This window comes from Pseudomonas syringae group sp. 26L6 (assembly GCF_032587815.1).
In the GTDB taxonomy this organism is placed as follows: domain Bacteria; phylum Pseudomonadota; class Gammaproteobacteria; order Pseudomonadales; family Pseudomonadaceae; genus Aquipseudomonas; species Aquipseudomonas amygdali.
On record NZ_JAWHPJ010000041.1, the window covers coordinates 1 to 13,744 of the forward strand.

The following is a 13,744-nucleotide window of genomic DNA, read 5'->3' on the forward strand; positions in this document are numbered from 1 at the left end:
GCGTCCAGAAACGCATGCCGACGCGGAGCGTCGCACGATAGTGGAGATTATCGTTCCTTGCGCCCTAGCCCAGACACTTATCGTTCCTCACGCTCCAGCGTGGGAATGCCTTGCGTGACGCTCTGCGTCACAAATCTGCGCCGCGCCGCTTATTCAGGATAGGACGCAGAGCGTCCAGAAATGCATGCCGATGCGGAGCGTCGCACGATAGTCGGTCAGGCTGTGCCGTACGGAGCGCTCAATCCAGGCCCAGTTTCTTCAGCCGGTAACGCAGCGATCTGAAGGACAAGCTGAGCCTTTCTGCCGCTGCGGTACGGTTCCAGCGGGTTTCTTCCAGGGCCTGCAGAATGAGCTTGCGCTCGATGCTTTCCAGGTAGTCTTCAAGGTTGTCGATGTCGGCCAGGCTAGGACCGCTGTGCTCCTGGGGGCTGGCGGACTCTGCCAGGCGCAGATCGCTGGCGTGGATTTCATCGTTTTCACAGAGCGTGTAGGCGCGCTCCAGCATGTTTTCCAGTTCGCGCACGTTACCGGGGAATCGGTAGCTCTTCAGCGTGTCCAGCGCCTGCGCATTCAGGCGCGCCACCGGTTGCGTGCCATTGCCAGCAAGTCGCTTTAGAACACTGGCTGCCAGTTGATCGATGTCCTCGCGCCGTTCGCGCAATGAGGGGACGCGCACTTCGATCACGTTCAACCGGTAATACAGATCCTGACGGAAACGGCCTGCCGCAACCTCTGCATTAAGGTTCTTGTGCGTGGCGCACAGAATGCGTACGTCCACAATCTGTTCTTGCTGGCTGCCTACGCTGCGGATGGATTTTTCCTGGATGGCTCGCAACAGCTTTACCTGCATGGCCAGCGGTAGGTCGGCCACCTCGTCGAGAAACAGCGTCCCGGTATGTGCCGCCTGAAACAGACCAGGCTTGTCTTCGTGGGCACCGCTGAAACTGCCCTTGCGATGGCCAAAGAATTCACTCTCCATCAGCTCGGAAGGAATGGCCCCGCAATTCACCGGTATGAACGGTTTATCGATGCGCGGACCCTGCTCGTGGATGAGCCGCGCTACAAGCTCCTTGCCGCTGCCCGATTCGCCGCTGATGTAGATCGGCGCCTGGCTGCGGGCCAGCTTGCCGATCTGGTTGCGCAAGGTACGCATCGCCAGCGAGTCGCCCAGCAGGCGGCTGTCGATGCTGCGGGCTGGCTGGGCGCAAGGCAGGCTCAGCGCACTATTGACCAGTTCGCGCAGCCTGCCGAGGTCAACCGGCTTGGTCACAAAATCGAAAGCCCCGGCCTTGAGCGCATTAATCGCGGTGTCCAGGTTGCCGTGGGCAGTGATCATCGCCACTGGCACATGGGGGTAGCCGTGCTGAATATGCTGCACCAGCTCAAGGCCGTTGCCGTCGGGCAGACGCATGTCGGTCAGGCACATATCGAACGGCTCGCGGGCCAGCCAGTCGTGGGCCTCGGCAACATTGCGGGCGCATCGGGTGTCGAGTTTCATGCGCCCCAGAGTGATCTCCAGCAGTTCGCGGATATCCGGCTCGTCATCGACTATCAGGATTTTTTGCCGTTGGCTCATGCTCAGCTCGTTTTGAACGGGTGGGCGAAGGTTATGCGCAGACAACTGCCGCCACCTTGCCGCGGGACGTATTCCAGGTGCGCCTGATTGCTTTCGCACAGCTCGCGTGACAGATATAGACCAAGACCGGTGCCTTTGCTTTCCGTGGTGAAAAACGGCTCGAACAGCTTGGCCAAATGTTGCTCGCTGACCCCTGGCCCGTCGTCCTGCACTTCCAGAATCGGCAAGTCGCTTTGTTGGTCATGATGCAGCTTCAGCCAGACCTGCGCTGACGAATGATTTCTGCCGCTGTAGCGCAGGCCGTTCTGTAGCAGGTTGGTCATGATCTGGGTCAGTTGCCCTGAATCCATGCGGGTTGTCAGCGTGCCGGGACTGATTTCGACATGAACCGACTGTCCGGCCATGGCGGCGCTGCGAAACTCGGCAACAAAGTTTTCCAGCCAGGTTTTCAGGTCCAGCAGTTCGGGCTGCGCTTCGCGTCTGCGCGACAATTGCAGAACATTTTCGATGACCCGATCAATACGCCCCGACTGGTCATGAATGATCTGCCCCAGGCGTCGGTCCGCTGCGCTGAGTTCTTCAGATTCGTTGAGCAACTGTGCGGCATGGCTGACTGCGCCCAGCGGGTTGCGTATCTCGTGGGCAATCCCGGCGGTCAGGCGTCCCAGCGCGGCGAGCTTGAGCTGCTGCGCCTGATGAGCAATTTGCGACAGGTCTTCAAGAAAGATCAGCGTCTGGCGCTGATCGCCACGATTGAGCGCGGCAAAGCTCGGTTGCAGCACCGGCCCGATGGGTGAAGTCGTGACGCTGCGCGGCACCATGATCGGGTTGACGAGCCAGTGGCGCAGGCGTTCCACCAGTTGCGGCGAGTAAGCGTCGATAACCTGGCCGACCAGTCGCTCATGGCCCAGTAGGGTAAGGGCACCTTGATTGGCCAGCAGCACCTGACGGTTGGCATCCAGTACCAGAATGCCGGTACGCATGCGTTGCAGGATCAGCGCGTTGAGTTCTTCAAGGCTGTCGACATCCGCTGCACGCTGTTCGGCCAGCACTTCGCTGACCTGCATGCGCGCTGTCAGCGCCTGCACCAGCAGTGCGGCGGCGAAGCACAGGGCACCCAGAGAGCCGGCCTGCACGTAGTCGTTGGAAACCGACGGTGTACCGAAGCTGATATAGAACGTCAGGTAGATAATGCCGATGGCAGAAACGGCGGCGATCAGCAAACCGATACGGCCCCGCAGCAATACATTGCTGATTGCTACGGAAGCAATCAACAGATTGCCGATGCCGCTGGAAGGGCCACCCGCCGCGTAGAACAGCGCAGAGAGCATGATTGCGTCAGTCATTGCCAGACTGAAAAGCTGCGCCTGACGGCTGGGACGCTCCAGCAGCACGACGACCAGAATGTTGAACACCAGATACAGCCAGCAACCCGAGCGGAACAGGTTTGGATTGGCCAGTTGCAACAGTTCGGTTTCCAGACTGCTGGAAATCAGCAGGACCAGTACCACGCCGATGGTTAGCCGATAAAGGTGGTAAAGCCGCAGAATCCTTTGCGCCTGTGGGCTGGCAAGCGAGGGCGTGTCAGCGGTCACGTGCCGCAGGGCCTTCCAGGCGGTGTGCCTCGCTGCAATACCATTGCTGTGCCTGGCTCAGCGCGCGATCCTGAGGGAGATGAACGCCACAGTGTGCGCAGCGCACCATTGGGGTGGCCGCTATTTCAGGCGGCTCGGCACGGGACTTCGGCTTGGGGGGATTGATCAGGCGCTTGACGAACCAGATCACCGCCGCGATCAACGCGGCCCACATGAGTAAGCGAACCATGACTACCAGCTTAGTGATTGACGATGGCGCAGTGTAGCCAAGGTACAGTCAGGCGCACAGTGGCTGCGGCGCATAAATGTGCTGCATAAAAAAAGAGGCCCGAAGGCCTCTTTCTTAATGCCGTGAAGATCAGTCGAACAGACCCAGGGTCATGTAGCTGAACCACGAACGGCTCTTGGTGCCTTTCGCTTCGGCGTCTTTTTCCGCCTGCTCGTCCAGCTCTGCCTGATTTTCCGGCAACAACTCTTTCGGAATGGCGTCCTTGGCGTCCTGATACTGCTTCTTGATGTCCTGATCGGCACGGGTCTGGCCCGGTGGCAGCGGTGCGCTACCGTCGATCAGACCAAGGGTCGCTTTCGACAGCCACGAGCGGTTGTCGGCTTCGGCCTGACGCGGGGTGAACTTGCCGTCAGCCAATTGCGGGTGGTTCGGGTAGTTGGTTTTGAGCACTTCAAGGCTGGTGGCTGCCAGATCGTCGAGGTGCAGACGCTGATAGGACTCGACCATAACGGCCAGACCGTCACCTACCGATGGCGTCTCCTGGAAGTTTTCCACGACATAGCGGCCACGGTTGGCGGCGGCGACATAGGCCTGACGGGTCAGGTAGTAGTCGGCTACGTGAATTTCGTAGGAGGCCAGCAGGTTGCGCAGGTAGATCATGCGCTGCTTGGCATCCGGCGAATAGCGGCTGTTCGGGAAGCGGCTGGTCAGCTGAGCGAACTCGTTGAACGAGTCGCGGGCAGCGCCCGGGTCACGTTTGGTCTGGTCCAGCGGCAGGAAGCGCGCCAGCAGGCCGACGTCCTGATCGAAGGAGGTCAGGCCCTTCATGTAATACGCGTAATCGACGTTCGGGTGTTGCGGATGCAGACGGATGAAACGCTCGGCAGCGGATTTGGCTGCTTCGGGTTCACCGTTCTTGTAGTTCGAGTAGATCAACTCGAGCTGGGCCTGATCAGCGTAGCGACCGAACGGATAGCGTGATTCCAGTGCCTTGAGTTTCTCCGTGGCACTGTTATAGCTGTTATTTCCCAGGTCGGCCTGCGCCTGCTGGTACAGCTCGACTTCGCTGAGGTTTTCGTCGATGACTTCCTTCGACGAACAGGCCGCAGTCAATGCGAGGATGGCGATCAGCAGCAGGTGTTTCACTTGCATGGCGGCTTGCGTCCCTATAACGGCCTGCTGTCTTGGGCGGGGCCGTCCTGTTATGATGAGCGCCCCGCGATACCGGCGGGACAAAAGACGCCGTATTTAACCACAAGCGCGCTGCCGAAACCAAAGGCTAGCCGCCACCTAGTCTGGTCATGTCCGAAAATATAGAACTCCGCGCAGAGGTGCCGTCCGAATTGGGCGGTCAACGCCTCGATCAAGTCGCCGCACAATTATTCGCTGAGCACTCGCGCTCGCGCCTTTCCGCCTGGATCAAGGACGGCCGCCTGACTGTGGACGGAGGCGTATTGCGCCCCCGCGACATCGTGCATGGTGGCGCTGTTCTCGAGCTGATTGCCGAGCAGGAGGCCCAGGGTGAATGGGTTGCTCAGGACATCGAGCTCGACATCATCTATGAAGACGACCAGATCCTCGTCATCAACAAGCCTGCGGGGCTGGTGGTGCATCCGGCTGCCGGTCATGCCGACGGCACGCTGCTCAATGCCTTGCTGCACCATGTGCCGGACATCATCAATGTTCCGCGTGCCGGCATCGTGCATCGTCTGGACAAGGACACCACTGGTCTGATGGTGGTCGCCAAGACCATTCAGGCACAGACCCAACTGGTTACCCAGTTGCAGAGTCGCAGTGTCAGTCGTATCTACGAGTGCATCGTGATTGGCGTGGTGACCGCAGGCGGCAAGATCGACGCACCGATCGGCCGTCACGGCCAGCAGCGCCAGCGCATGGCCGTGATGGAGGGCGGGAAGCAGGCGGTCAGTCATTACCGCGTGCTGGAGCGCTTCCGTTCGCACACCCATGTACGGGTCAAGCTGGAAACCGGGCGTACCCACCAGATTCGCGTGCACATGGCGCATATCAACTATCCGTTGGTCGGCGACCCTGCCTATGGCGGTCGTTTCCGTATTCCGCCAGCGGCCAGCCTGACCATGGTCGATTCGCTCAAGACCTTCCCGCGGCAGGCGTTGCATGCCCGCTTCCTGGAGCTGGATCATCCGACCACCGGTAAGCGCATGAGCTGGGAGTCGCCACTGCCGGATGATTTCGTCTGGTTGCTGTCGCTGCTCAAGCAGGATCGCGAGGCGTTCATCGGGTGAATGACTGGCTGATACCTGACTGGCCTGCGCCAGCTCAGATCAAGTCGTGCGTTACCACCCGCTCGGGTGGGGTCAGTCTGGCCCCGTTCGACAGCTTCAATCTGGGCGATCACGTCGATGACAGCCCGCAGGCCGTGGCGACCAATCGCCAGCGCCTGACCTCCAGTCTCAAGGCTCAGCCCGCCTGGTTGAAGCAGGTGCATGGCGTCGACGTCGTGCCTGCTGATCCGTCCCGGGTTGTCGAAGCCGATGCCAGCTGGACCGATAGCCCTGGCGTTGCCTGCACCATCATGACCGCCGATTGTCTGCCCGCACTGTTCTGTCGTCGCGACGGCACCCGCGTCGCCGCCGCGCATGCCGGATGGCGCGGACTGGCGGCCGGTGTGCTGGAAGCCACCGCCGACAGTTTTCAGTGCGCTCCTGAAGACATCATGGTTTGGCTGGGTCCGGCCATAGGCCAGCCGTCTTTCGAAGTCGGCCCCGAGGTGCGCGAGGCCTTTACCGCCAGCCACCCGCAGACAGTCGCTGCGTTTGTCGCCAGTTCGAATCCTGATCGTTTCATGGCCGACATCTACGCGCTCGCCCGGTTACGACTGGCAGCCCAAGGTATCTCTGCCGTGTACGGCGGCGGGCTGGATACCTTCACCGATCCGCGCTTCTTTTCCTACAGGCGTGCCGCGCGCACTGGCCGCTTCGCCTCGCTGATCTGGATTGATCACACCTGATTGCAGGCTCTTTTGCGCGGGCCAGCTAGGCTTGGCTGAACACACGTCTGATCTGTATCAACCACGGCACGCTTGAAACGCGCAGAATCGTCCGCATCTAACTGGCTATTCAGCAGGTTTTCGTTATAGGTGTGTTCATTGCTCCGGCCTGCATTAAAGGAAGGTGACTAATGCGTATCGACAGATTGACCAGCAAATTACAGTTAGCGTTATCCGATTCCCAGTCGCTGGCCGTTGGCCTCGACCATCCCGCCATCGAACCTGCGCACTTGATGCAGGCGCTGCTTGAGCAGCAGGGCGGTTCCATCAAGCCTCTGCTGTTGCAGGTAGGCTTCGACATCAACAGCTTGCGCAAGGAACTGAGCGCAGAGCTGGACCGACTGCCAAAAATCCAGAACCCCACTGGCGACGTCAACATGTCGCAGGATCTTGCGCGCCTGCTTAACCAGGCCGACCGTCTGGCGCAGCAGAAAGGCGACCAATTCATTTCCAGCGAGCTGGTGCTGCTCGCAGCAATGGACGAGAACAGCAAGCTCGGCAAATTGTTGCTGGGGCAGGGCGTCAGCAAGAAAGCCCTGGAAAACGCCATCAACAACCTGCGCGGCGAAGGTGCCGTGAATGACCCTAACGTTGAAGAGTCGCGTCAGGCGCTGGACAAGTACACCGTTGACCTGACCAAGCGTGCCGAAGAGGGCAAGCTCGACCCGGTGATCGGTCGTGATGACGAGATTCGTCGCACCATTCAGGTCCTGCAGCGCCGCACCAAGAACAACCCGGTGCTGATCGGCGAACCTGGCGTGGGTAAGACCGCCATTGCCGAGGGCCTGGCGCAGCGCATCATCAATGGTGAAGTGCCCGATGGCCTGCGCGGCAAGCGCTTGCTGTCGCTGGACATGGGCGCGCTGATCGCCGGTGCCAAGTACCGTGGTGAGTTCGAAGAGCGCCTGAAATCGCTGCTCAACGAACTGTCCAAGCAGGAAGGCCAGATCATCCTGTTTATCGACGAACTGCACACCATGGTCGGCGCCGGCAAAGGCGAAGGCTCGATGGACGCTGGCAATATGCTCAAGCCTGCGCTGGCTCGCGGCGAGCTGCATTGTGTCGGTGCCACCACGCTCAACGAGTACCGCCAATATATAGAGAAGGACGCTGCGCTTGAGCGTCGTTTCCAGAAAGTGCTGGTGGACGAGCCGAGCGAAGAAGACACCATCGCAATCCTGCGTGGCCTGAAAGAGCGCTATGAAGTGCACCACAAGGTCGCCATTACTGACGGTGCGATCATCGCCGCGGCCAAGCTGAGCCATCGCTATATCACCGATCGCCAGTTGCCTGACAAGGCCATCGACCTGATCGACGAAGCGGCCAGCCGCATTCGTATGGAGATCGACTCCAAGCCTGAAGTGCTTGATCGTCTTGAGCGTCGCCTGATCCAGCTGAAAGTGGAAGCTCAGGCGCTCAAGAAGGAAAAGGATGAAGCGGCTATCAAGCGCTTGGAAAAACTCCAGGAAGAAGTGGTGCGCCTTGAGAAGGAATACGCCGATCTCGAAGAAATCTGGACCTCGGAAAAAGCTGAAGTAACGGGCTCTGCACAGATCCAGCAGAAAATAGAGCAGTCCCGTCAGGAACTGGAAGCGGCGCGTCGTCGTGGCGACCTGAACCGCATGGCCGAGTTGCAGTACGGGATCATTCCGGACCTGGAACGTAGCTTGCAAATGGTCGATCAGCACGGCAAACCCGAGAACCAATTGCTGCGCAGCAAAGTGACCGAGGAAGAAATTGCCGAAGTCGTGTCAAAGTGGACCGGTATTCCCGTGTCGAAAATGCTGGAAGGCGAGCGCGAGAAGCTGTTGCGCATGGAAACCCTGCTGCACAACCGGGTAATCGGTCAGGAAGAAGCGGTGGTCGCGGTCTCCAATGCCGTACGTCGTTCGCGTGCAGGGCTTTCCGACCCGAATCGTCCAAGCGGTTCGTTCATGTTCCTCGGTCCGACCGGTGTGGGTAAGACCGAACTCTGCAAGGCGCTTGCCGAATTCCTGTTCGATACCGAAGAGGCGATGGTGCGTATCGATATGTCCGAGTTCATGGAGAAACATTCCGTGGCTCGCCTGATCGGTGCACCACCGGGCTATGTCGGTTACGAAGAGGGCGGTTACCTGACCGAAGCCGTGCGTCGCAAGCCGTACTCGCTGATCCTGCTCGATGAGGTCGAGAAGGCACATTCCGACGTGTTCAACATCCTGTTGCAGGTGCTTGAAGACGGACGCCTGACTGACAGCCACGGGCGGACGGTGGACTTCCGCAATACCGTGATCGTCATGACCTCCAACCTGGGCTCGGCCCAGATCCAGGAACTGGTCGGTGATCGTGAGGCGCAACGTGCTGCGGTGATGGATGCGGTGGGTACGCACTTCCGCCCGGAATTTGTGAACAGGATCGACGAAGTGGTGATCTTCGAACCGCTGGCGCGTGACCAGATCGCCGGTATCACCGATATCCAGCTGGGCCGCCTGCGCAAGCGTCTGGCCGAACGCGAGCTGGCGCTGACCCTGAGCCCCGAGGCGCTAGACAAGCTGATTGCCGTCGGTTACGACCCGGTCTATGGAGCACGGCCGCTGAAGCGGGCGATCCAGCGCTGGATCGAGAACCCGCTGGCACAGATGATCCTCTCGGGCAGCTTCATGCCCGGTACCACCATTACCGGCAAGGTGGTCGACGACGAGATCGTGTTTGCCTGATAGCGCTCGCCAGCTCTATATAGAGGGCCCTCTCGCCGAGGGCCTTTTTTCTGAGGATGCTGCCAGCAGTAAAATCGGGCCTGAAAGGGGATCTGGGAAAAAATCGCAAATCATTGTCTTAAAAAGCAATTTATAGGGTTGACAGGTGTTTTTAAAATTGTAGAATAGCGCGCCTCAGAGACGTGAACGCAACGATACAAACGAAGCGCAAAGGTCGATGAGATTGAAATCAACGAGTTAACAGCACGCTGGTTTCAAGGCAACAGGTTGTAAAGTTGAATCTGAAATCGATAGTTCCGCGATAGCTCAGTTGGTAGAGCAAGTGACTGTTAATCACTGGGTCCCTGGTTCGAGTCCAGGTCGTGGAGCCAGATTTCGCAAGATTCAATGCAGTTTCAGTCGGGGTATAGCGCAGTCCGGTAGCGCGCCTGCTTTGGGAGCAGGATGTCAGGAGTTCGAATCCCCTTACCCCGACCATATTTGGGTCGTTAGCTCAGTTGGTAGAGCAGTTGGCTTTTAACCAATTGGTCGTAGGTTCGAATCCCACACGACCCACCATTTTTGGTCAGTTTGTATCTGGCTGGATCTTAGGGAGTGACGCCACAAGCGTCACCCAAATAGAAAACGCCTCCTCGGAGGTGTTTTTTAGCATCATCGGGGTATAGCGCAGTCCGGTAGCGCGCCTGCTTTGGGAGCAGGATGTCAGGAGTTCGAATCCCCTTACCCCGACCATTTTCGCCTAGCTGTATCAGGGTTGAAGATCAGAGCTCAAAAACAATTGTTTTGAGCTCAACAGAAAAGGCGTCCTTCGGGACGCCTTTTTTGTTGGAGACTTATAGCTACAACACTCATGAAGCGATTAATACTTCGTACGCCTGACCCCACCTGTTTACGGTCTGGCCGGTAGAGGGTTGCCTGTAAGACTGCTTGCACGCTGTCTGGCTAAGCACAAACGTCTCAAGGCGACCCCCGGCTTCCTACAACCCCCGCAGGCGTTATGCCTGGTTTACACCATGTCTGTTGATTGGGTGGCCGCGCTAGCCACACCCACCAGAGACACCTGCGCGGCTGGCGCAAAGATCATATCGTTGTTGCCCAGATCCTGGGTCCAGTCGCCGGTGAGGGCAATCTCAAACCGATGGCCCTCAGCGTCAGGTTCCACATCCTTGAGGTAGGTGCGGTCCAGATCCGCGTTATAGGCCATCTTCAGCGTAGTGCCGGTACCGTCGCCGAACCCTGTGTAACCCAGCGCCGACACATCGATCTTGTCATTGTTGTCTGCGAACCGGGCAATCAGGTCCACGAAGCTCTGGCTGTCCGTGCGGTAGCTGTCAGTGGCTGCCGTGTAGCGGAACACGTCAGCGTCATTGATGCCATTACGGCCATAGACCGAAAGGTTCGGGTCGTCGCCGCCGATCAGCAAGTCGGCGCCCGCGCCTCCGATGATCACATCCGAGCCTCTGCCGCCGTCGATACGGTCGTTGCCGGCCAGGCCATAAATGACTTCCGACATTGCGCTCCCCGTGATTACGTCCTTGCCAGCCGTTCCTTCGACGGTGGGGGCCGTGAACACCAGGTTGGTGCTGTTCAACTGCCCCGCCAGGTTGCCTTCGAACGCCAGTTCGAAGCGCTGTCCGTTGGCGTCGGCATCGAAGCTTTTCAGGTATGTGCGAGTACCCTCGGCGTTGGCCTGGACGGCGAGCGTGCCATTGTGGCCATCGCCAATGCCGGTAAAGCTCAACGCAGTCAGATCGACACGGTCCTGAGAGGCGTCGAAGTCCAGAATCCGGTCGCTGCCTGTTTCGGTAGCGGTACGGTAGCTGTCGCTGATCTGGGTGAAGCGGAAAATATCTGCGCCCATCCCGCCTGCCAGCACGTCACGGCCACCCGCGCCTTGCAGCACATCGTCTCCGCCCAGGCCACGGATAATCTCGGCCGTGTCGTTGCCAATCAGGTGATTGGCCTGGCTGGATCCGTCCACGTGGTATTGGCCGTCCTGGCTGCCGAAGGTGGTGTCCAGGCTGCCATCGGCGTTCAGACGGGTGATCACGTCGCCGGCGATAAGGATTTTGCCATCGGGCTGAACGATTGCCGAGTGGGCATAGTTCGACGCGCCTTGGGGTACCTGGATCGTCAGCTTGCCATCGTCACTAAAGGAGGTGTCGAACGAGCCATCCGCATTCAGCCGCAGTACGTTGAAGGCGTTATTGTCGTTACTCTCGCCGGACACAATGATCTTGCCATCGGCTTGCACGGTTATCGCAGCGCGGTAGTCCAGCCCCAGCGCGGTATCGAAATACACCACGCCGTCCACGCCAAACGCGGTATCCAGGTTGCCGTCCGCTGCAAGTCGCTGAACGGCATAAACCGGATCGCCCGGGTCGTGGGGGCCGTCGGCACCCACGTACAGCCAACTGCCGAGCAATACGCTGCCGTCGGGCTGAACGACCGTGGCGATATTGCCGGTGCCGTATTGCCCGGTCGGGTTGAGGAGAAGTGCGCCGTTGGCACCGAAATCCTCTACCGGCGCCCCGGTGCTGTCCAGCTTGAATACGATCGCTTGGGACGTGCCGCGAAGGCTGACGTACACCGAGCCATCTGCTGTGGCGTAAATAGCCATTCCATCAGCGCCGATCGGTACGTCAAGGCCCGCGGCACCGCCATTGCCGAATGTGGTATCCAGAGTGCCATCCACGTTGAAACGTTCTACCTTCAAACCGCCAAGCCCTGGCTGTGCTGATAGCACTTTACCGTCGGCCTGCACCGCCATTACGTAGTAAGCATAATCTTCCGGGTCCAGGTTGCCGGGCACGAGGGCAATTCCCTCTTGGCCGAAGCTGTTGTCCAGGCTGCCGTCAGCGTTGAGGCGCACCGCCGTGTAGCTGCCGCGCGTACCATAGCTTTCATCGCCCGGCGAGCCAGGATAGCCAATGGCAGTCTGGAAGCTTTCGCCACCGACAAGGATTTTGCCGTCAGGCTGAAGGATGATGCTCCAGTTTGAATCGCTACCCGTGGAGGGGTCGACCTGCACTGTCCCCGGGCCTGTTCGCACGGTGTAGTTGATGGTGGCCTTGCTATCGATTGACGCCATGACATTGTCCTTTAGGCATGGAACCCGAACGGGTTGGGAAGAGGCTTGCACGGATCCTCTGGATCTGACCCTGGCAGGATGGATAAATGCGAACGTTTTGTGTTCCGCCGACAGCACACCGGGTCAACTGGCCCTCGCGTTAGTACTCCGGTATTGAACAAACGGCCAAAAGCGTTAGTTGACCGGGGTCGGTCGTCCTTGCCTCCATTCATCAGAGATGAGCGTGAGTGGTCGCGTGCTCGCCGGTCGAAATACACTGAACGCCTCCGCCCAGTCTGACTCCAAATCTTGCCCCGGCGCTCAAAGCCAACGTATCACGTCGATGGGTGCTTGAATCCTCTGCCCAATCAAGGAATTCCCATGACCGACCCACGTAACGTCGCCCACGACAAAAAAGTTCAGCAAGAGAAAAAGAACCACGGCGAAGAAATCGCGCCCAACGCTGAACACGCGCCTCAGCCAGGCATGAAGCCAGCACTCAAGCACGACGACGATGACAAGCAAGACGAGCAAGCTTGAGCCAGGTATAAGCCTGACTTGAAGATTGAGCTCAACAGAAAAGGCGTCCCCAGGGACGCTTTTTTTGTTCAAGGATAAATTTTCAGTCGAGACCGCTTTGAACATAGGGCACCTCGCTTAAGACGTCGTCGCTGGTAGCTTCGCCGAAATGCGCTCGCTTGGCGGCCAGAAATCCGCCGATCCGTTCCCGGCTGGCATAGTCGGAGTAGCCGCCGAACAGGCAGAGATCCGTCGATGACAGGTCGCTGATGGGCGCCAGTTCGCTGAGGATTGCCTGCGTCAGCTCGAAGGCGCCGGGGTAGTTGTCACTGGTGATCGATGGAGCGAGGGTACACGGCAGGTCGAGATTGAGATGCCGCACGCCGGCACGCGCGCAGGCGCTGTGGATGCTGTCCGGATCGGTAGCGTCGACGATGAATAGCTCGTCGATGGAGTAGGCCAGCAGCGACTCCACGGTACTAAGCTCCAACTGCGGATCGCGGCAGCATCAGCCCGACCAGGCCGGAACGAGACTGTCGCAGGCCACGGGCCTGCAGATTGGTGCTGTAGCCGTGTTCGTCAGAGAGAGACTGGATGAGCTACGCCGTCGCCTCCTTGATCCGTCGTTTTCGCCAGGAGCCGTTGAGCACCGCACTGATCGACGCCCATGCGGGCTGGGGCGGCTCCCTCGGCAGCGCGGCGCTGAGCCTGGCCGACGGTCTGCACGTGGTGCCCGAATTTCCGTTGCTGCTGAAGCGGGTCTGCGTCTGCTCGATGTCATGGAATGCATGGCGAGCCTGAACCGCGTGTTTACACCGGTACAGGGAGCGCTCGTAGACCAGCATCGCAGGCGCTACGCTGCGTTCGAGGTTCTTCAGGCAGCGGAGCGAGAAGTGCGATCTGTCTTCATTCGAGAGTGAGTTCGACCCTGAAGTCCGTGATGAGCCTGCTCAAGAAAAAAGGGTCCAGACGCCCCGTTTTCGGTGCTGTACTGGACCCTTGGCGATCAAGCTTGCTCCCACGGCCTTAGG

Annotated in this window: 11 protein-coding genes and 4 tRNA genes; 9 read left to right on the forward strand and 6 right to left on the reverse strand. The window is 59.2% G+C overall.

The features are described from left to right. Positions 1-238: 238 nt before the first annotated feature. The 4 genes from RYA97_RS17560 to RYA97_RS17575 all read right to left on the reverse strand — a co-directional run bounded on the left by RYA97_RS17560 (position 239) and on the right by RYA97_RS17575 (position 4,552). Positions 239-1,576, reverse strand: coding sequence for a sigma-54-dependent transcriptional regulator (locus RYA97_RS17560; protein ID WP_016982716.1), 1,338 nt, complete (start codon positions 1,574-1,576; stop codon positions 239-241). A 2-nt stretch (positions 1,577-1,578) separates the two neighbouring features. Further along, positions 1,579-3,171, reverse strand: a complete 1,593-nt coding sequence (locus RYA97_RS17565; RefSeq protein ID WP_005777807.1) for a sensor histidine kinase — start codon at positions 3,169-3,171, stop codon at positions 1,579-1,581. Next, a complete protein-coding gene (locus RYA97_RS17570; RefSeq protein WP_002551997.1) occupies positions 3,161-3,400 on the reverse strand; it encodes a PP0621 family protein in 240 nt (79 codons plus the stop codon). Before RYA97_RS17570 ends, RYA97_RS17565 begins: the two co-directional genes overlap by 11 nt. 129 nt (positions 3,401-3,529) lie before the next feature. Then, entirely contained in the window at positions 3,530-4,552 is a 1,023-nt protein-coding gene (locus RYA97_RS17575) for an outer membrane protein assembly factor BamD (protein WP_005733851.1), read from the reverse strand. Between the two features lie 149 nt (positions 4,553-4,701). On the opposite strand from RYA97_RS17575, the gene rluD reads away from it, so the two are divergent. From rluD to RYA97_RS17610, 7 genes are all read left to right on the forward strand, one after another. After that, on the forward strand, positions 4,702-5,664 hold the full coding sequence (rluD, locus tag RYA97_RS17580) for a 23S rRNA pseudouridine(1911/1915/1917) synthase RluD (protein ID WP_002551999.1): 963 nt from the start codon (positions 4,702-4,704) through the stop codon (positions 5,662-5,664). Then, positions 5,661-6,389 carry a peptidoglycan editing factor PgeF gene (pgeF, locus tag RYA97_RS17585; RefSeq protein WP_046832873.1) on the forward strand — a complete coding sequence of 243 codons (729 nt, stop codon included), beginning with the start codon at positions 5,661-5,663 and terminating at the stop codon, positions 6,387-6,389. Before rluD ends, pgeF begins: the two co-directional genes overlap by 4 nt. 170 nt (positions 6,390-6,559) lie before the next feature. After that, positions 6,560-9,124 carry an ATP-dependent chaperone ClpB gene (clpB, locus tag RYA97_RS17590; RefSeq protein WP_004663469.1) on the forward strand — a complete coding sequence of 855 codons (2,565 nt, stop codon included), beginning with the start codon at positions 6,560-6,562 and terminating at the stop codon, positions 9,122-9,124. 295 nt (positions 9,125-9,419) lie between these two features. Continuing rightward, a tRNA-Asn gene (locus RYA97_RS17595) sits at positions 9,420-9,495 on the forward strand. Positions 9,496-9,524: 29 nt separating this feature from the next. After that, positions 9,525-9,601: transfer RNA gene (locus tag RYA97_RS17600), tRNA-Pro, on the forward strand. Positions 9,602-9,606: 5 nt separating this feature from the next. Beyond that, positions 9,607-9,682: transfer RNA gene (locus tag RYA97_RS17605), tRNA-Lys, on the forward strand. 97 nt (positions 9,683-9,779) lie between these two features. Further along, a tRNA-Pro gene (locus RYA97_RS17610) sits at positions 9,780-9,856 on the forward strand. Positions 9,857-10,130: 274 nt separating this feature from the next. Here the strand turns inward: RYA97_RS17610 and RYA97_RS17615 are convergent. After that, on the reverse strand, positions 10,131-12,215 hold the full coding sequence (locus RYA97_RS17615; protein ID WP_005782635.1) for a M10 family metallopeptidase C-terminal domain-containing protein: 2,085 nt from the start codon (positions 12,213-12,215) through the stop codon (positions 10,131-10,133). Positions 12,216-12,575: 360 nt separating this feature from the next. Here RYA97_RS17615 and RYA97_RS17620 point away from each other — a divergent pair, with 360 nt between their 5' ends. After that, positions 12,576-12,734 carry a hypothetical protein gene (locus tag RYA97_RS17620; RefSeq protein ID WP_005732296.1) on the forward strand — a complete coding sequence of 53 codons (159 nt, stop codon included), beginning with the start codon at positions 12,576-12,578 and terminating at the stop codon, positions 12,732-12,734. An 82-nt stretch (positions 12,735-12,816) separates the two neighbouring features. Here RYA97_RS17620 and RYA97_RS17625 read toward each other — a convergent pair whose 3' ends face one another. Then, entirely contained in the window at positions 12,817-13,188 is a 372-nt protein-coding gene (locus RYA97_RS17625) for a hypothetical protein (protein WP_005782636.1), read from the reverse strand. A 119-nt stretch (positions 13,189-13,307) separates the two neighbouring features. Here RYA97_RS17625 and RYA97_RS17630 point away from each other — a divergent pair, with 119 nt between their 5' ends. Further along, positions 13,308-13,514, forward strand: coding sequence for a hypothetical protein (locus RYA97_RS17630; RefSeq protein WP_005782638.1), 207 nt, complete (start codon positions 13,308-13,310; stop codon positions 13,512-13,514). Positions 13,515-13,744 lie beyond the last annotated feature (230 nt).